At 65.5% G+C, this 17,039-nt stretch carries 18 protein-coding genes; 7 read left to right on the forward strand and 11 right to left on the reverse strand.

Annotated elements, in window-relative coordinates:
- The coding region (locus tag HBF25_RS10055; RefSeq protein ID WP_166947993.1) for an integrase core domain-containing protein at window positions 1-278 on the forward strand (278 nt) is incomplete at its 5' end.
- Window positions 279-412: 134 nt separating this feature from the next.
- Window positions 413-1,081: a phosphoglycolate phosphatase gene (gene gph, locus HBF25_RS10060; protein ID WP_166947995.1), complete on the forward strand. Its 669-nt coding sequence runs from the start codon at window positions 413-415 to the stop codon at window positions 1,079-1,081.
- A gap of 235 nt (window positions 1,082-1,316) precedes the next feature.
- Here gph and HBF25_RS10065 read toward each other — a convergent pair whose 3' ends face one another.
- From HBF25_RS10065 to HBF25_RS10095, 7 genes are all read right to left on the reverse strand, one after another.
- Window positions 1,317-2,684 (reverse strand): serine hydrolase domain-containing protein, encoded by a 1,368-nt coding sequence (locus tag HBF25_RS10065; RefSeq protein WP_166947996.1) that lies wholly within the window; start codon window positions 2,682-2,684, stop codon window positions 1,317-1,319.
- 97 nt (window positions 2,685-2,781) lie between these two features.
- Window positions 2,782-3,537 (reverse strand): LytR/AlgR family response regulator transcription factor, encoded by a 756-nt coding sequence (locus HBF25_RS10070; RefSeq protein WP_166947998.1) that lies wholly within the window; start codon window positions 3,535-3,537, stop codon window positions 2,782-2,784.
- Window positions 3,534-4,586 (reverse strand): sensor histidine kinase, encoded by a 1,053-nt coding sequence (locus HBF25_RS10075; RefSeq protein WP_166947999.1) that lies wholly within the window; start codon window positions 4,584-4,586, stop codon window positions 3,534-3,536. Before HBF25_RS10075 ends, HBF25_RS10070 begins: the two co-directional genes overlap by 4 nt.
- A gap of 108 nt (window positions 4,587-4,694) precedes the next feature.
- Window positions 4,695-5,195: a peptide-methionine (S)-S-oxide reductase MsrA gene (msrA, locus tag HBF25_RS10080; protein ID WP_166948001.1), complete on the reverse strand. Its 501-nt coding sequence runs from the start codon at window positions 5,193-5,195 to the stop codon at window positions 4,695-4,697.
- The gene (msrB, locus tag HBF25_RS10085; protein ID WP_166948002.1) at window positions 5,192-5,641 is read right to left on the reverse strand and encodes a peptide-methionine (R)-S-oxide reductase MsrB; all 450 of its coding nucleotides are present in this window, start codon (window positions 5,639-5,641) and stop codon (window positions 5,192-5,194) included. The genes msrA and msrB overlap by 4 nt, the downstream gene beginning before the upstream one ends.
- A gap of 64 nt (window positions 5,642-5,705) precedes the next feature.
- Entirely contained in the window at window positions 5,706-7,037 is a 1,332-nt protein-coding gene (locus tag HBF25_RS10090) for a sensor histidine kinase (RefSeq protein WP_166948003.1), read from the reverse strand.
- The gene (locus HBF25_RS10095; RefSeq protein WP_166948004.1) at window positions 7,024-7,710 is read right to left on the reverse strand and encodes a response regulator transcription factor; all 687 of its coding nucleotides are present in this window, start codon (window positions 7,708-7,710) and stop codon (window positions 7,024-7,026) included. The genes HBF25_RS10090 and HBF25_RS10095 overlap by 14 nt, the downstream gene beginning before the upstream one ends.
- A 131-nt stretch (window positions 7,711-7,841) precedes the next feature.
- Here HBF25_RS10095 and HBF25_RS10100 point away from each other — a divergent pair, with 131 nt between their 5' ends.
- The 3 genes from HBF25_RS10100 to HBF25_RS10110 all read left to right on the forward strand — a co-directional run bounded on the left by HBF25_RS10100 (window position 7,842) and on the right by HBF25_RS10110 (window position 10,470).
- Entirely contained in the window at window positions 7,842-8,624 is a 783-nt protein-coding gene (locus tag HBF25_RS10100) for a MipA/OmpV family protein (RefSeq protein ID WP_166948005.1), read from the forward strand.
- Window positions 8,625-8,629: 5 nt separating this feature from the next.
- Entirely contained in the window at window positions 8,630-8,827 is a 198-nt protein-coding gene (locus HBF25_RS10105) for a hypothetical protein (RefSeq protein ID WP_166948006.1), read from the forward strand.
- Window positions 8,828-9,084: 257 nt separating this feature from the next.
- Window positions 9,085-10,470, forward strand: coding sequence for an aminotransferase-like domain-containing protein (locus tag HBF25_RS10110; protein WP_166948007.1), 1,386 nt, complete (start codon window positions 9,085-9,087; stop codon window positions 10,468-10,470).
- A gap of 181 nt (window positions 10,471-10,651) precedes the next feature.
- On the opposite strand, the gene zwf is transcribed toward HBF25_RS10110, so the two are convergent.
- Complete coding sequence (zwf, locus tag HBF25_RS10115; protein WP_166948008.1) at window positions 10,652-12,133, reverse strand: glucose-6-phosphate dehydrogenase; 1,482 nt, start codon at window positions 12,131-12,133, stop codon at window positions 10,652-10,654.
- 228 nt (window positions 12,134-12,361) lie between these two features.
- On the opposite strand from zwf, the gene HBF25_RS10120 reads away from it, so the two are divergent.
- Window positions 12,362-13,108: a glucose 1-dehydrogenase gene (locus HBF25_RS10120; RefSeq protein ID WP_166948009.1), complete on the forward strand. Its 747-nt coding sequence runs from the start codon at window positions 12,362-12,364 to the stop codon at window positions 13,106-13,108.
- 49 nt (window positions 13,109-13,157) lie between these two features.
- On the opposite strand, the gene yjjX is transcribed toward HBF25_RS10120, so the two are convergent.
- From yjjX to HBF25_RS10135, 3 genes are all read right to left on the reverse strand, one after another.
- Entirely contained in the window at window positions 13,158-13,706 is a 549-nt protein-coding gene (gene yjjX, locus HBF25_RS10125; protein ID WP_166948010.1) for an inosine/xanthosine triphosphatase, read from the reverse strand.
- Between the two features lie 2 nt (window positions 13,707-13,708).
- Window positions 13,709-15,349 (reverse strand): phosphoglucomutase (alpha-D-glucose-1,6-bisphosphate-dependent), encoded by a 1,641-nt coding sequence (pgm, locus tag HBF25_RS10130; RefSeq protein WP_166948011.1) that lies wholly within the window; start codon window positions 15,347-15,349, stop codon window positions 13,709-13,711.
- 174 nt (window positions 15,350-15,523) lie between these two features.
- Window positions 15,524-16,174: a response regulator gene (locus HBF25_RS10135; RefSeq protein WP_166948012.1), complete on the reverse strand. Its 651-nt coding sequence runs from the start codon at window positions 16,172-16,174 to the stop codon at window positions 15,524-15,526.
- A 123-nt stretch (window positions 16,175-16,297) separates the two neighbouring features.
- Between HBF25_RS10135 and HBF25_RS10140 the strand changes: the two genes are divergently transcribed.
- Window positions 16,298-17,038, forward strand: coding sequence for a hypothetical protein (locus tag HBF25_RS10140; RefSeq protein ID WP_166948013.1), 741 nt, complete (start codon window positions 16,298-16,300; stop codon window positions 17,036-17,038).
- The last annotated feature ends 1 nt before the right edge of the window (window position 17,039 follow it).

Genomic DNA, 17,039 nt, shown 5'->3' on the forward strand with positions numbered 1-17,039 from the left:
AAGGCTGCCAATACACCTCCGATCGCTTCGTCGCTCATCTGGCCCAGCACGGGGCCATCCAAAGCATGAGCCGTAAGGGCAATTGCTGGGACAACGCGGTGGTCGAGCGGGTGTTTCGCAGCCTCAAGCACGAATGGCTGGAGGCCGAGCCGTTCCCCACCCGGGAAGCGGCTCGGATCGAGGTGATCGACTATCTGATCGGCTATTACAACCACGAGCGTTTACACTCATCGCTCGATTACCGACCGCCAGCGGAGTTTGAGGCGCTGGCGGCTTAACGCTCCTATCTGTGGTCCTCAAATACCCGGCCACTTCAGCCTCGCGCGCGACAAGCCAACAAAGCCCTGAAGCCGTATCATCACCGGCTACGCAGGTCGCGCGCGAGGCGCGCTCCTACACTATGGAATCGCTCATGTCCTTCTCCCTGGTCATCTTCGACCTCGACGGCACGCTCGTGGACAGCGCGGCCGATATCGCCGAATCGGTCAATCGCACCCTGCACGACTGGAAACTGCCTACCTACGATGTAGCGCAGATCACGGGCTGGGTCGGCGAGGGTTCGCGCAAGCTCATCACCTATGCGTTCCGTCATGCCGGCAGTGATGCCGATATCGACGATGTGATGCCGGGGTTTCTCAAGCATTACGGGGATACCGCGCTGGATGGCATCGCCTACGATGGCGCGGTGGATACGCTCAGAGCGCTGCATGCGCGGGGCGTGAAGCTGGCGGTGTGCACGAACAAGAACGAGGAATTCGTGCGGCCGTTGCTCGAGGTACGCGGCATGCTGCCGTACATCGATGGCATCGTGGGTGGGAATTCGTTGCCGGAGCGCAAGCCCAGTGGGGTGCCGTTGAAGCATCTGGCTGACAAAGCGGGGGTTCCGCTTGACCAGGTGCTGATGGTGGGCGATTCGGAGAGCGACCTGCTGGCCGCGAACGATGCCGGTGTGCCGGTGGTGCTGGTCAGCTATGGGTATCGGAAGGATCTCGATATCTACAACGTTGGGGCGCTGGCGGTGATCGATCACATGCCGCAGCTTCTTGATGTCGTAAGCGCGCACCCTCTGGGCGCTGGTTGATTCGCAGCGTTCCGCTGATACCGGTCGCGCGCAAGGCGCGCTCCTACAACGACACCCCACACCTGTAGGAGCGCGCCTGCGCGCGACCGGCGATACGAGCCGCCCACAACGACACCGCACACCTGTAGGAGCGCGCCTGCGCGCGACCGGTGATACGAGCCGCCCACAACGACACCGTGCCACTGTAGGAGCGCGCCTTGCGCGCGACCGGTGATACGGGGGCATCCAAACAAACTCACCGCGCACCAATCGCCGCAGCGATCAACCCCACATCATCCTCGATGCCATACGACGGCGGCGCCGAATAACCGAAGCGCACCACCACCAGCTTCGCCGACGGCACGATGTAGATACGCTGGCCCATGGTTCCGCTGGCGAAGAATCCATCCTTCGGAAAACCGCCTTCCACACGCAACTTCGCCACATCGCTGGGCCCGTCGTTTGTCCAGAACCCCGCGCCATACGGCGCCCCCAGCGTCGAACGCCGCGACCACGCCACCCAGCCCTCCGGCAATAACCGTGTCCCATCCGGCGCCACGCCATCATCCATGTAAAGCTGCCCCAGCCGTGCGTAATCACGCGCCGAGGCATACACATAAGTCGACCCGGCAAACGTCCCCTGCCCGTCGAACTCCATGGTCACATCCCCCATGCCCAGCCGGTCGAACAGTTCTCGCCGCGCAAAGGCACGCAACCCCGCCGGACCACCGCCAACGCGCTCACCCACCATCCGATCCAGCAGCAACGTATCGGCCGAGGTGTAATCGAAATGCGTACCCGGCGCCTCCCTCGCTGGCTGGGCAGCTGCAAAACCCGCCATGTCCCCATGCAGGAATTCCATCTTCGCCACCGCACTGAACGGCGACTCCGCTTCCTCCGCGTCCAGGCCGCTGCTCATGCGCATCAGGTTTTCCACCGTGATCCTTGCGCGTGGATCGCCGGGTGCCTGCCACTCGGGCGCACCCAGCGGTGCCGTCACATCCACCTTGCCGCGCATCGCCAGCATGCCGATGAAGGCATTGGTGAACGATTTCGCCACCGAGAAACTGAGCAGCGGCGAGTGTTCGTCGAATCCCTGCGCATAGCGCTCGGCAATCACCTGCCCGTCCCGGATCACCACGACCGCTTTCACATTCATGACCGGCTCGTCCGCTCGCTCGGTGAACACGCGATCGATCGCTGCTGCGATATGCGAATCCTTTGCCACGACGAGTCCATCCGGCGAAAAACCATCCTTGCGTGCCAGGTGGCGCGCTCCGTCGGGCACCAGCGGACGATTCCCCGGCAGGTCCAGCCGGCAGCCATACCCCGGCGTGTAGTCGGCAGCGGCAAGCATGCCGAATGGACCATCCACCTCCACGCGCTGCCGGTCGCGCAATACCCGTGGCGTGAGAAAGGCGGCGCCTGACTGGCCGATCATCGGCGTGACCAGCTCGCGAAACGTCGGCCCGGCCTCCTGTCCGCCAATGAAGACCATCGAACAGATGTGATGGGCGGCAAGCCCCGCCCCGACGCGCAGGGCCTGGTCGGGGCGAATCACCGCCCAGGCGCTACCGACGACGATGGCGGCAACAGCCGCGGCAATAACGGTTTTCCTGGCCATGCGGGTCTCTCCGTTGGGATGGACGGAGTCTGCGCCGCCCCTTGGGGCGGATTCGGGTGTCCGGGGACGAAACGGGCGTCGTCAGGGACGAAAGCCCTCAGGGCCTCAGGCCGATCCCGGGTGGCAGGTCGTCGAGATAGCGACGGGTCCAGGTGACGCGGGCACCGTCCGCCAGCAACAGGCGCTGCTCGCCATCGGGCCAGGGCTGCACCTCGCGGATGGCATCGAAGCGCACGATGGTGGACCGGTTCACCCGGGCGAACTGCGAGGGATGCAGGCGGCCGAGCATGGTGTCCAGGGTGCCGCGCAAACGGTGTGCATTTCCGTCGACGAACACCTGGAGGTAATTGCGGTCGGCCACGATGCGGTCGATGCGCTCTACCCGCACCAGTTCCGTTGCCTCACCGCTGGGCAACAGCAGGCGCTCAAGGTAATGCGTGGTAGCCGGTAAGCCATCCAGCAGGCCATCCAGCTTCGCGGCCAGCGAAGGCGCCACGCGTCCCACGAGCCGCCTTGCCAGGCGCTCGAAACGTTCCGGCCCCACGGGTTTCAGCAGGTAATCGAAGGCATGCACTTCAAACGCGCGGACCGCCTGGTCGTCATGCGCCGTGACGAAGACGATCTCGGCGGGCAACGGATCACCCAGTGCCTGGAGCACGGCGAAACCGTCCATGCCGGGCATGCTGATATCCAGAAAGACCACGTCCGGCCGCTCCCGCCGGACCAGCGCCACGGCCTCGGGACCATTGGCCGCCTCGCCCACCCACAGCAGGCCCGTGCTTTCGCCGAGGTAGCGACGCAGCTTCGCACGTGCCGGCGCCTCGTCGTCCACCACCACGACCCGCAGGCTCATGCCAGCTCCCAGCGTCGTGCGGGCAGCCACAGGGTGACGAGGCTGCCGCCATCGGGCACCGGGTCCAGCCGCACGCCAGCATCGTCGCCATACAAGTGACGCAGCCGCGCGTCCACGTTGCGCAGGCCGATGCCATGCCCTGCCCTTGCCTCGCCACCACCCGCGTCGCGTATGCGCACCATGACCCGGCCCGATTCGCGCGTGGCATCGATGCGCACGCGACGATCGTCACCCGCACCGCCATGCTCGATGGCGTTTTCCACCAGTGGTTGCAGGATCAGGAACGGCACGCGCAGATCGTCCAGCGCATGATCGGCTTGCACGACGGCATCCAGTCCCTCGCCGAAACGCGCGCGCTGGATATCCAGGTATAGCGAAAGCAGCCGCCATTCGTCGGCCAGCCGGTGTTCCTGGGCGGTGGCCGCGAGTGTCGAGCGCAACAGTTCGCCGATGCGCGAGAGCATCTCGTCCGCAACGCGCGGCCGGTCGTACAGCAATTCGGAAACGACGTTGAGTGCGTTGAACAGAAAGTGGGGATTCAATTGCAGGCGCAGCGCTTCGAGCCGTGCTTCCGACAGCGCCGATTCGAGCTGGGCCGCACGCAGCTCGCGCGCCTTGCCCTCGCGATAGCGATCGAAAAGCCATAGCCCGATCGCAATCATCACGTAGAAGAACAGCTGGGTCGGCACTTCCATGAGATAGCGCCACACCGTGGGCGGATACGCATAGCCCGGTAGCCGCGCGATACCGAAGACAACCCATCGCAGGCCGATCATGAGACTGGTCTGTGCCACGGACAACGCAGCAAAAAGTCCCAGGTGCGCGTACCAGGTGGGCGGCATGCGTCGCAGTGCGATGAAAAGCACGGGCAGGAACGCGCCGAAGCTCAGTGAGCCGGTCAGCTCCTCGATCAGCTTGGGTACGAAAAGCGTGGCGTGGTCGTTCGCCACGTCGATCAGGTAGCGGTTGATGGCCCGCAGCACGCCAATGGCGACCAGCGCGGCCGGCCACAGCCACGTCGCATGCCTTCGCATCCACGATGGGCGCATGGCGCCCCCGTCTGTCCCTGTCCGCATCGATGTCCCTCCCCAGGGCCCCCGCCCTGCTGGTCCCCCGGCAAGCGGGGCCGGCTCTTATACCAGAGCCGGCCCCTGCCGTCAGGCCTGGCGCTGCGGCAGCACCCAGTCCGGGCGCGGGAAATGGCAGGTGTAACCGTTCGGGTATTTCTCCAGGTAATCCTGGTGCTCGGGCTCCGCCTCCCAGAACGGCCCGGCCGGAGCCAGCTCGGTCACGACCTTGCCCGGCCACAGGCCCGAGGCATCCACGTCGGCGATGGTGTCTTCCGCCACGGCCTTCTGCTCGTCATCGAGGTAAAAGATCGCCGAGCGATAGCTCGCCCCGAGATCGTTGCCCTGGCGGTTGCGGGTGGACGGATCATGAATCTGGAAGAAGAATTCCAGCAGCTTCCGGTAGCTGGTTTTCGCCGGATCGAATTCGATCTCGATGCCTTCCGCATGGGTGCCATGGTGGCGGTAGGTCGCGTTCGGAACGTCGCCGCCCGTGTAGCCCACACGCGTGGCAATCACGCCCGGCAGCTTGCGGATCAGGTCCTGCATGCCCCAGAAGCAACCGCCGGCAAGAATGGCCTTCGCGCTCATGCCGCACCTCCGAAGAGCTTCGCGTAGTCGCCGTAGCCTTCCTTTTCCAGCTCGGCCACCGGAATGAAGCGCAGCGAGGCCGAGTTGATGCAGTAACGCAGGCCGCCGCGATCACGCGGACCGTCCGGGAAGACGTGACCCAGGTGGCTGTCGCCATGCGTGGAGCGCACCTCGGTGCGGATCATGCCGTGGGTACTGTCGCGCAGCTCCTGCACGTTGGCATCGTCCAGCGGCCGCGTGAAGCTGGGCCAGCCGCACCCGCTGTCGAACTTGTCCAGCGATGTGAACAGCGGCTCGCCGGACACCACGTCGACATAGAGGCCCACCGCCTTGCTGTCATGGAATTCGTTGTGGAACGGCCGCTCGGTACCGCTCTGCTGGGTCACCCGGAACTGCTCGGGCGTAAGCCGGGCCAGGGCTTCGGGTGTCTTGGCGTATTTCGACATGGGGCATCTCCGTGAACTGCGACCTCCCGATAATGCGGGTGTCGGCGCGGGATGCAATGGGTGATCAGGCCAGGCGCAGCTGGATGCGGAAGCGTGCGCCGCCGCCCGGCGCATCCGTCACCCGCACTTCGCCCCCGTGGCGGGCGACGATCTCGCTCACCAGGTGCAGCCCAAGGCCGGTACCCACACTGCTGGGGCGTACCCGGTAGAACGGCGTGAAGACCTGCGCGCGTTGCTCCAGGGGAATGCCCGGCCCCTGGTCGGCAATCTCGAAGGCGCCGTCCGGGGTGACCTGAACATGGATCAAGCCCTTGCCGCCCGCGTGCACGATGGCGTTCTGGATGAGGTTGGTCAGTGCGCGGCTCAGTGACTGACTGTCGCCCAGGATCACCACCGGTCGCTCCGGGGCATCCATGGCCAGCTCGTAGCCGGCATCGATCACCAGCGGCGCGATGTCGGCGCTCACGCCGCGCGCCAGGCTGACCAGGTCCGTCGGCAGCAGTTCGGTCTCGTGTTTGCCCAGGCGCTGGAGGTCGAGCAACTGCTCGGCCAGGTTCGACAGGCGGCCCAGGTCGGTCAGCAGGCGGGTCCGCGTTTCGCCCTGCGGCAGGCTCTCCAGCCGGGTTTCGAGGATGGCGATGGGTGCACGTAGTTCGTGCGCGGCGTCCGCGAGGAAACGGTCGCGGGCTTCGTAGCCTTCGCCCAGGCGTTCCAGCGTGGCGTTGAACGTGCGCACCAGAGGCTGCAACTCGCCCGGGACCGCGCCATCTTCCAGTCGCGCACCGCGCTGGTCGATGTCGATGGCTTCGGCCTGCTCGGCCACCTTGCCTACGCCTGCCATGGAGCGATGGATGATCCAGGGCACGGCAATCAGGGTCACCAGCACCAGTGGGAGGCCGATGCGCCAGCTGAGCCAGAAGGCCACCTTTACGAAAAGCATGCCCACGCCCAGCAACGGACCGCCACCAACGATCAGGCGCAGGCGCCCGTCCGGCGAGTCTTCCGTATAGATGCGCATGGTCAGTTCGAGGGGACGGTTGTTCGCATGCACCTCGGAGGCTTCGAGCAGGCGCAGCGACGCGGCAAGCGGCCGGTATACCTCGGGCACCGTGCCATGGGTGATGACGTGGCCGCGGTCGTCCACCGCGTGGAACCATAGCGTGGGGGCCTCGTCGAGGTAGTCCTGCATGGCGGACGTGGGATGGAACACCAGTTGTCCGTCTTCCACGTCGAGCGACCTGGCGACGGTACGCGCCACATCTTCGTCGATGAACGATGTACGTGGCTGGCTGATGCTCCACACGATGGCGGCGATGGTCGCGATCAGGATCACCACCTGCAGCACCACCAGCCGCCACGCAAGCTGCGTGGTCAGCGAGCGGCTACGCGCGGCCATGGACCGTCTCGCGCAGGATGTAGCCGATGCCACGGATCGCATGGATTTCCACGCCTGCATCGGATTCGGTCAGTGCGCGCCGAAGCTTGGAAACGTGTGCATCGAACGCGTTGGACTGGATCGCGTCATCGAATCCATAGACCGCATCCAGCAGCACTTCGCGCTGCACCGTGCGGCCCAGGCGATAGGCCAGGGCTTCCAGCAACAGCAACTGGCGACGCGGAAGTCGCAGCGGCGTGCCGTCCACCAGCGCCTCGCGCGACGAGAAATCGAAGCGCAGCCGACCCGCATTCACCGTCGGCAGCACCACCTTCGCCGGACGACGTGAAATGGCGCGGATGCGTGCCAGCAGCTCTTCGAGGGCGAAGGGCTTCACGAGGTAATCGTCTGCGCCCTGGTCGAGTCCTTCGATGCGCTCGGCGAGCGAACCGCGCGCCGTCAGCATGATGACCGGCAGGTCGGACTGGCCGGCGCGTGCCTTCGCCACGAGCGTGGCACCGTCGCCATCGGGCAGCTGCCGGTCGAGCAACAGCAGATCGTGCACCTTGCTTTGCAGTGCCTCGCTCGCGCTGGCGATGTCGGAGGCGACGTCCACGAGCATGCCGTGCCGGTGCAATCCGGATTGCAAGGCCGCGGCCATCTCCGGTTCGTCTTCCACCAACAGTATCCGCATGCACTCGTCCTCGACAGTCGGCCGGGATGCTAGCACGCGAAAATCGGCCACCGGCCGACGCAATGTTGAGGCAATGTGACATCGCCATGATCGGCGGCGATGTCGCCGTCCCCCATGGAGTTCCCCCCGACATGACTCTCCGTCATACCCGTTCCCTCCCGCTGCTGGCCGCGCTTGCAGGCGTTGCCGTGGCCGGTTCCGCCCACGCGCAGTCCCAGGATGACGGCAGCCGCCACCAGGGCTGGTCCATCGGCCTTGCCGCCGCCTGGAGCCCCAGCCCGTACAAGCGTTACGACAACAAGGCCTGGCCGCTGCCGCTCGTGAACTACGAGGGCAAGTCGTTCTACTTCCGTGGCGCGACCATCGGTTACAAGCTGTATTCCAGCCCGTCCGACGAGATTTCCATCGCGGTGTCGCCCAACGGTGACCGTTTCCGTCACGAGGACACGCGCGATCCGCAGCTGAAGCAGCTGTCGAACCGCAACATCGGTGCGATGGCGGGTTTTGCCTGGCGCCACTCGGCCACCTGGGGCTTCATCGAAGCGAACGCCAGCAAGAAGGTCACCGGCAACGGTGGCGGCACGCGCTATGACCTGGGCTACGGCTATGCGATTCCGGCAGGCAAGCTGACCCTGATCCCGAAGGTCGGCATCAGCCGCAGCGACAGCCACCTGAACAACTATTACTACGGCATCAGCGCCCGGGAAGCGGCACGCAGCGGCCTGCCGTTCTACCGTGCCGGTGGCGGCAATGCGCCGTACGTCGACTTGTCGGCGGTATATCGCTTCACGCCGAAGTGGACCGCCATCGGCGGCGTCCGCTACTCGAAGCTGCCGGATGCCATCAAGAACAGCCCGATGGTCGATGCCGACGACAGCAAGAGCTTCTTCTTCGCGATCAACAGGGCTTTCTGACGACCATGGCTGTCGGCATCATGCGCCGCATCGCCAACCTCGCCCACGGCATCGAGCCGAACCGGCAGGCGGTGTGGGAGTGGATCCACAACACGCCCATCGAGGAATTCGACGGGCGTACGGCACTGGAACTGGTCTTCGATGGCCAGGGCGAGCGTGTCGTGAGTCTGCTTGAAGATATTCTCGCCCGGCGAGAGGGGTGAACGTTCCGGCTTCGCCGGTCGCGCGCAAGGCGCGCTCCTACAGTCTCGCCATGCAGGCGTTTCGGCTTCGCTTTACAGTCTTGCCATGTAGGAGCGCGCCTTGCGCGCGACCTTTCGAAGCGACACCCCCATAGCCCCCAAAAGCCCCGCCCGGCAACCGGCGGGGCTTTTTCGTTCCCATCGCGCCACCCATCTTGTATGCATTTAATCACGCATGAGGTTCATACTACGAACCATAGACCCCATACATCACCCGCATGACAACGCAGCCAAGATCCATACAAACACTGAACTGGAAGGACGCCTTCAACGAACAAGGCCCCCGCTACCAGCAAGTGATGCGCTTCATCGAACGCGCCATCGCCGACGGCAGGCTCCGCACCGGAGACCGCCTCCCGGCCCAGCGCGAACTGGCTGCCACGCTGGGTATCGACCTGACCACGGTCACCCGCGCCTATACCGAGGCGCGCGAGCGCAACCTGCTGCATGCACGGGGCGCGCTGGGCAGCTTCGTGTCGGCGCCACGTTTCGATACCGGCCAGGTGGTGGACCTGGGCATGAACCTGCCGCCGCTGCCGGCGGGCCTCGACCTGACCGACCTGCTGCGCCGGGGCGTGGACCAGGTGCTGACCCATGCCGACACGCATGCCTTGATGAGCTACCAGCCCGGCGGCGGCAGCGAGGCCGATCGCACTGCCGGGATGTACTGGCTCAAGCCCATGCTGGGCAAGGTGGATCCGCAGCGGATCGTTACCTGCCCCGGTGCCCAGGCGGCGCTGGCAGGCATCATCCTGGCGCTTACCCGGCCCGGCGATACGCTGCTGGTCGAACCCACGGTGTATCCCGGCGCGATCGCCGCGGCGGCGCGGCTGGGTCGCCAGCTGGCGACCGTGGCCGCGGATGACGATGGCATGCTGCCCGAGGCCCTGCTGGAAGCGGCACGGCGTACCGGGGCAAAGGTGGTCTATCTCAACCCGACCTTGCGCAATCCCACGGCAGATACGATGCCCGAAAGCCGGCGCACCGCCATGGCCACGGCGATCCGGGACGAAGGGCTGCAACTGATCGAGGATGATCCGTACTGGATGCTTGCCGAGCATGCGCCTTCGCCGCTGGCGCGGCACATACCGGAGCGCACGCATTACATCGCCACGTTGTCGAAGGCCTTGTCACCCGGTTTGCGCACGGCGTATGTCGCGGTGCCGGATCAGGCGGCGCGAGCTGCGTTTCTCGGCCATTTGCGGGCGGTGACGCTGATGGCGACGCCGTTGATGACATCCATTGCCACGCAATGGATTCATGACGGCATGGCCGCGCAGGTGCTGGCCGGGGTGAAAGCCGAGGCAGCAGAGCGGCAGCAGATTGCAGCCCGGGCCCTGGGGATGTCGGGGGAGCCCACGCAGGGGATTCACCTGTGGCTGGCATTGCCGTCGCATTGGACGGCGGGGGCGCTGACCGCGGCGGCGAGGCTGGAAGGGCTGGCCGTGACGCCGTCGGATGCCTTCCGGCCGGAAGCGTCACCGGGACCGGAGGCCATCCGTGTGTCGCTGGGTGGGGTGAAGGAGCGGCATCGGCTGAAGCAGGGGCTGGACCGGCTGGCGCAGCTGCTGGAGCGGCAGGAGGGGCCTGAGGTGGTGGTTTAGGTTCTTTTGCGTCTGGGCTTTGTTGGGCGATGAGGCATGGTTCAGACCGCGATATGTCCGGTCGCGCGCAGGCGCGCTCCTACATAAGCCGCCCGCCGCCTGTAGGAGCGCGCCTTGCGCGCGACTGGACATACGGTTCCGCCGAACGCAGTCGATGCGCCCGACGAAACCATCCACCCGATCAGGCCGCGATATCCTCGACCCACGCATGCCCCGCCTGCTCCAGTAACGCACGCGCCGACGCGGGACCCCAGGTGCCGGCTTCATAAGCCTCCGGCCCCTGCTGGTCATCACGCCAGCCCTCAAGAATAGGCGTCACCCAGCGCCACGCGGCCTCGGTCTCGTCCTTGCGAACGAACAACGCCGGACTACCCTTCACCGCATCCAGCATCAGCCCTTCATACGAATCGCGGAAGCGCACCCGAGCCGGATCGCCCAGCTTCGACAGCGCATCCACCTCCTCAAGACCAAACCCGTTACCCGGATGCTTCACGAACAACGGCAGCGTGACGCTCTCGTTCGGCTGCACGCGGATCACCAGACGGCTTCCCGGGCGCGACTCGCCGAACAGCCCCGGCTCACCGGCGCGGAACTGCACCACGATCTCCGTGAGCTTCTGCGGCATGCGCTTGCCCGAACGCAGGTAGAACGGCACGCCCTTCCAGCGCGGCGTATCGATTTCCGCCTTCAGCGCCACGAAGGTCTCGGTACGGCTCGGCGTGCCGTCCGGCAGCTCATCGCGATAGGAAGGCACGTCCTTGCCACCACTGGTACCACCGACGTACTGCCCACGCGCCACGTTCGCGCCCAGGTTGTCGCGGTCCAGCGGCTTCAGCGAGGTCAGCACGCGCACCTTCTCGTCACGCAACGCATCGGCATCCAGCGACGCCGGTCGCTCCATCGCCACCACGGTGAGCACCTGGAGCAGATGGTTCTGGATCATGTCGCGCAGTGCGCCCGAACCGTCGTAATAACCACCCCGCCCTTCAAGACCCACCGTTTCTGCCGCGGTGATCTGCACGTATTCGATGGACTCGCTGTCCCACATGCGCTCAAGCATGGGATTGGCAAAACGCAGTGCGATGATGTTCTGCACCGCTTCCTTGCCCAGGTAATGGTCGATGCGGAAGATGCTGTTTTCCGGGAAATGCCGGCCCACGTCTTCGTTGACCTTGCGTGCGGTTTCCAGGTCGGTGCCGATCGGCTTCTCCAGCACGATGCGCGAGGCCTCGGTGCGGAAGCCCTTACCGGCCAGGTTCGCGGCAATGGCGCCATACAGTGCAGGCGCGGTCGCCAGGTAAAAGACCCGGACACGATCCTCACCACCGGCAAGCACGTCACGCAGACCGTCCCAGTTGCCGTCGCTCTCTGCACCGTTGAGGCTCACATAGTGAACCATCTCAAGAAACGCGTTCACTTTGTCGTCGTTGCGCTCATCTGCGCCAATGAACTCCACCAGCGCCTTGCGCGCCCTGTCTCGGTATGAGGCATCATCGAGCGCCGAGCGTGCCGTACCCACGATGCGTGAGTCCGCAGGCACCTGCCCCTCCGCGAAACGCCGGTACAGCGCGGGCAGCAGCTTGCGCATGGTCAGGTCGCCGGTAGCGCCGAAGATGACGTAATCGAAGGTGTCGACGGGTTCCAGAGGCGTCTGGGTGCTCATGATCGGTATCCGGGAAAAGGAAGAAGACGGCCACAAAGCCGTGGGGACGCCTCATTGAATAGGGCATGCACACCCCGTTTCAAGCGGGGCAGTCCTAAGAAATCATGCGTCTTGCTCAAAAGTGTTGTGATTGACGACTTGTAACACCCCGCCGGATGCGTCCCCAAGACGAGGCGACGCGGCTTCGTTGCGAAGCCCACTCCCTTCATCCATCAGGAACATCCCATCATGAGCAAGCTCTCCAGCAAGGTCGCCCTCGTCACCGGCGCATCCAAGGGCATCGGCGCATCCATCGCGAAGTCACTGGCTGCCGAAGGCGCGGCGGTGGTCGTCAACTACGCTTCCAGCAAGGCGGGTGCCGACAAGGTGGTGGCCGATATCGAGGCCGCGGGCGGCAAGGCCGTCGCCGTGGGCGGCGACGTATCGAAGCAGGCCGATGCCGAAGCCCTTGTCAAGGCGGCCATCGAGCATTTCGGACGTCTGGACGTCCTGGTGAATAATTCGGGCGTCTATGAGATGGCCCCCGTGGAAGAAACCACCGAGCAGCAGTTCCACCGCATGTTCGACATCAACGTACTCGGCGCCATCCTGGTGACGCAGGCAGCCATCGGTCATCTCAAGGAAGGGTCGAGCATCGTCAACATCGGCTCCACCGTGACCCGCATCACCCCGGCCGGCAGCGCGGTATACACCGGCACCAAGGGCGCGCTGGACGCCATCACCGGTGTCTATGCACGCGAGTTCGGCCCGCGCGGTGTCCGCGTGAACAGCGTCAATCCGGGCATGGTCGAGACCGAGGGCACACACACGGCTGGCTTCATCGGCTCGGACTTCGAGAACTGGGCCGTCAGCCAGACCCCGCTGGGCCGCATCGGCCAGGTGGGCGATATCGCGCCCATCGTCACCTTCCTCGCCTCCGACGAAGCCCGCTGGCTCACCGGCGAGCTGATCGTGGCCTCGGGCGGCATGCGCTGAGTGTCATCCGAAGGCCGGAGCGCCGCAGCGCCCCGGCCTTCGGGCGGCGTCATTCGGCGCCGTAGAGATCCGCATGAAGGAATGGCGCCATGGCCAGCACCATGGCCTGGGTGTACGCGGCCTCGCGTGTGGCGTGACCACTGGTCAGCAGGCCGATGGCCCCGCCCTGCTGCTTGATGTTCACGGTGTCGAACAACCGGTCCATGACATGGCCCAGCTCCTCGCCGTCGAGCAGGGCTTCGTAGACCACCGGCGGCAGCGGCAGCCACGCCGTGCAACCCACCGACACCATGTCGGCGTGCGCGATGGCGACATAGCCGAAGTTGCCCGGGCCATCCTCGGTCACGTCCACGCCGCTTTCCAGCGCTACGTAGAAATCTGCCTCGCCACCATGCTGGCGGCAGTAGTTCATGCGATTGAGGGCACCTTCGCGTGTCTCGGCCACCGTCATCGGCTGCTCGGCCACGCCCGAAGGCGCATGCATGCCCTCGAACGTGACCTCGATGCCGGGAAACAAAGGCTCCAGCGCGTTGCGCACCGCCCCGACCTTGACCGGGTTGTGCGAGCCGACCACGACTTTCAGCGGACGCTCCGTCATGCTCAACCCAGCGCCTTGTCGACCATGGCCTGTGCTTCCTCAAGCACCTTTTCCAGGTGCTCCGGGCCACGGAAACTCTCGCCGTACACCTTGTAGATATCCTCGGTGCCCGACGGGCGCGCCGCGAACCAGCCCTGCTCCGACATCACCTTGATGCCGCCGATGGGCTGGCCGCCGGCCTGGTTGATCACGCTGACGATGGGATCCCCTGCCAGCGTCTTCGAGGCCACCTGTTCGGGCGCCAGCTTCGAGAGCTTCTGCTTCTGCGCGTGGCTGGCCGGCGCATCGATGCGCGCATTGGCCGGGTCGCCCAGTTCGGCGGTGATGCCACGGTACAGTTCGCCAGGATCACGGCCCAGGCGTGCGGTCATCTCACCGGCAAGCAAGGCCGCGACGATGCCGTCCTTGTCGGTGGACCACGCCGAAGCATCCTTCGCCAGGAAGGAGGCACCCGCACTTTCCTCGCAACCAAAACCAAGACTGCCGTCGAACAGCCCCGGCACGAAATACTTGAAGCCCACCGGCACCTCACGCAGTGGACGACCCAGCTTCGCAGCGATGCGGTCCAGCAGGCCGGTGCTTACCGCTGTCTTGCCCACGGCGGCATCAGCGCGCCAGCCCGGGCGGTTCTGGAACAGGTACCAGGCGGCGGTGGCGAGATAGTGGTTGGCCGGCATGAGGCCTGCGCTGGGTGCCACCACGCCATGACGGTCGTGGTCGGTGTCGCAGGCGAACGCTACGTCGAAGCGGTCCTTCAGGTGAATGAGGCGCTGCATGGCGTACGACGACGAAGGGTCCATGCGGACCTTGCCGTCCCAGTCGAGCGACATGAAGGAGAAGGTCTTGTCCACCGTCTCGCTCACCACGGTGAGGTTCAGGCCATAACGCTCGCCGATGGCCGCCCAGTAATGCACGCCGGCGCCGCCCAGTGGATCGACGCCCATCTTCACGCCGCTGGCGCGGATGATGTCCAGGTCGAGTGCGTCGCCCAGGTCGCCGACATAGCGCTGCAGGAAATCGTACTCGTGCGTGGTGGAAGCCTTGAGTGCCTGCGCGTACGGCATGCGCTTCACGTCGCGCAGGCCGCCTTCGATCAGCTCGTTCGCCCGGCGGGCGATCCACGAGGTGGCATCCGTGTCGGCCGGGCCGCCGTGCGGCGGGTTGTACTTGATGCCACCGCTGTCCGGCGGGTTATGCGAGGGGGTGATGACGATGCCGTCGGCCAGGCCTTTGTCGCGGCCACGGTTGTGCACGAGGATGGCGTGCGAGACCGCGGGCGTCGGCGTGTATTCGCCGCCGGTGGAGACCCGCGTTTCCACGCCATTGGCCGCCAGTACTTCCAGGGTATTCTCGAATGCCGGCTGCGACAGTGCGTGGGTATCGATGCCCACGTACACCGGCCCGTCGACGCCTGCCTGGGCGCGGTATTCGCAGATGGCCTGCACCACCGCCAGCACATGCCATTCGTTGAACGAGCGCTCGAACGAGCTGCCGCGATGGCCGGACGTACCGAAGGCCACGCGCTGCTCGGGCACCGACGGATCGGGCTTCAGGTCGGCATAGGCCGCCACCAGGGCGCCGAGATCGACGAGCTTGCCATCCGTAGCCGGTTTGCCCGCCAGCGGGCTGATCTTCGCACTCACCAAAGCCTCTCCTTCCGGTGCCCCATGGCACACAAGGGGCGCATTGTAAGGCGGCTGGCTGACCGGCAGGTCAACCGGGCGTGCAGGAGCACGCCAGCCTAGGAAAAAACCTGACCCCATTTTGAGAATTCTTCCATATGCCGCCCATCAGGGGCCGCCTATGGTGCCCCTCCACTAGCTCTGGAGGCGTAGATGATCGATGTACTCGAAGACTTCCGCATCGGAATCCAGCCGCAGCTTGCGCATGGCGCTGGACTTCTGCTGGCTGACGGTAGAGAGCCCCCGCCCCGTCGCCCGGGCGATGTCGGTGACACTATTGCCTGCGGCAAACATCTTCAGGATCTCGACCTCGCGCGGCGACAGCGACGAAAACGTGCCGGGCTTGCCCCGCGGCAGTTCGTAACGCTGTTCCAGCACCGCCCGCACCGACGAGCCCACGTAGGTATGGTTGCGCCGGTTCATGATGCGGTACAGCGCCTCGGGAATCTCCCGTGCATCGCCTGCCTTGCCCACCAGTCCGCGCACACCGCTGGCGAGAATCTCCCGGTAGAGCGCCGGGTTGACGCGCGTGGTGATCACCATGACGGGCAGATCCGGATGCCTGCGGCCGATTTCCGCAAGCAGTGCGAAGCCATCCTCGCCATCGCCGGGCATGCTGAAGTCGGTGATCAGTGCATCGCAGGGCACGGAGTCCAGCACTTCCAGCAGGGCTTCGGGGGTTTGTGCCTCGCCCACTACACAGGCCAGGTCGTTGCGGGCCAGGGCCAGGGCGATGCCCTTCAGCACGACAGGATGATCGTCCGCGACGATGACGCGATACGCCATGGTTGATCCTTCCTCCTGTGCCTGTTCCGTGTGCACCTGCGGGTCGTCCCCGGCTGACGGGGGCGGAAGTTGAGCATAACGGCAGCGATCCTGTCACGAATCCGCCGCCTTCTGTGCCGACGGATGTCACAGTGCCGGTCATCCGGTCGCGCGGACAACCTGCCCTCGCTGGTGGCCTGTTTCCAGCGACATCCCGCGATCACGCGGGTGGAAATCGATCCCACGCTCTCGTCCTCGCTATGTGGTCCCTTCCCGGATATCGCCTCACTGCTGGCTCACCTCATCAACGCCAGTGCCGCTCGCCAGCAGCCATGCATCGCCGTGTACGCCGATGTCGTTGCCGACGAGGTGCACGGCCAGCGCATCCACGTCACGCTGACGAGCCCGGCCGAACTGTCGCCGCGCGAATGGTCGCGGGCGACGGCCATGGCGCGGCGTATACCCGCCCTGCTGTTCCACGAGACGAACGACGACGGTTCGCGCCACGTCATCCTTGAGCTGAACCTTCCCTTCGACACCCATGGTGTGGACATCGACACCCTGCGCGCCTCGCTGGGCAGCCAGCAGGCGCTGCACAGCATGGTGCACCTGCTGGACGAGACACTGGGGCGTGACCTCGATGCCCTGGATGCCCTGCTCGATGCGCCGGGTGGTGCGGCCTTGCAGGCGTGGCTGCACCGCGTAGCTGGGGTACTCGGGCTCGCTGAGGCTACGTCGCTGGCCAATACCGGGCTGGGCCTGGAAGAACGCCTGCTGGCCCACGGCCGCGATGCACAGCTCGACGACGCCATTCGTCGCTTCGGTGACGACGTGGGCCGCCTGCTCGGCGTCCTTCGCACGACGGTGGACCCGCTTCGGCTATAGT

The sequence above is a fragment of the Luteibacter anthropi genome (assembly GCF_011759365.1).
Lineage (GTDB): Bacteria > Pseudomonadota > Gammaproteobacteria > Xanthomonadales > Rhodanobacteraceae > Luteibacter > Luteibacter anthropi.

Excerpts from the sequence above, each read along its gene's own strand:
- HBF25_RS10120 (WP_166948009.1), top strand. The coding sequence starts at position 12,362 with ATGAGCAAGCTCTCCAGCAAGGTCGCCCTCGTCACCGGCGCATCCAAG.
- HBF25_RS10095 (WP_166948004.1), bottom strand. The coding sequence starts at position 7,710 with ATGCGGATACTGTTGGTGGAAGACGAACCGGAGATGGCCGCGGCCTTG.
- gph (WP_166947995.1), top strand. The coding sequence starts at position 413 with ATGTCCTTCTCCCTGGTCATCTTCGACCTCGACGGCACGCTCGTGGAC.
- HBF25_RS10075 (WP_166947999.1), bottom strand. The coding sequence starts at position 4,586 with ATGCGCCCATCGTGGATGCGAAGGCATGCGACGTGGCTGTGGCCGGCC.
- HBF25_RS10135 (WP_166948012.1), bottom strand. The coding sequence starts at position 16,174 with ATGGCGTATCGCGTCATCGTCGCGGACGATCATCCTGTCGTGCTGAAG.
- HBF25_RS10105 (WP_166948006.1), top strand. The coding sequence starts at position 8,630 with ATGGCTGTCGGCATCATGCGCCGCATCGCCAACCTCGCCCACGGCATC.
- HBF25_RS10110 (WP_166948007.1), top strand. The coding sequence starts at position 9,085 with ATGACAACGCAGCCAAGATCCATACAAACACTGAACTGGAAGGACGCC.
- HBF25_RS10070 (WP_166947998.1), bottom strand. The coding sequence starts at position 3,537 with ATGAGCCTGCGGGTCGTGGTGGTGGACGACGAGGCGCCGGCACGTGCG.
- zwf (WP_166948008.1), bottom strand. The coding sequence starts at position 12,133 with ATGAGCACCCAGACGCCTCTGGAACCCGTCGACACCTTCGATTACGTC.
- msrB (WP_166948002.1), bottom strand. The coding sequence starts at position 5,641 with ATGTCGAAATACGCCAAGACACCCGAAGCCCTGGCCCGGCTTACGCCC.
- HBF25_RS10065 (WP_166947996.1), bottom strand. The coding sequence starts at position 2,684 with ATGGCCAGGAAAACCGTTATTGCCGCGGCTGTTGCCGCCATCGTCGTC.
- yjjX (WP_166948010.1), bottom strand. The coding sequence starts at position 13,706 with ATGACGGAGCGTCCGCTGAAAGTCGTGGTCGGCTCGCACAACCCGGTC.
- HBF25_RS10090 (WP_166948003.1), bottom strand. The coding sequence starts at position 7,037 with ATGGCCGCGCGTAGCCGCTCGCTGACCACGCAGCTTGCGTGGCGGCTG.
- HBF25_RS10140 (WP_166948013.1), top strand. The coding sequence starts at position 16,298 with ATGTCACAGTGCCGGTCATCCGGTCGCGCGGACAACCTGCCCTCGCTG.
- HBF25_RS10100 (WP_166948005.1), top strand. The coding sequence starts at position 7,842 with ATGACTCTCCGTCATACCCGTTCCCTCCCGCTGCTGGCCGCGCTTGCA.
- msrA (WP_166948001.1), bottom strand. The coding sequence starts at position 5,195 with ATGAGCGCGAAGGCCATTCTTGCCGGCGGTTGCTTCTGGGGCATGCAG.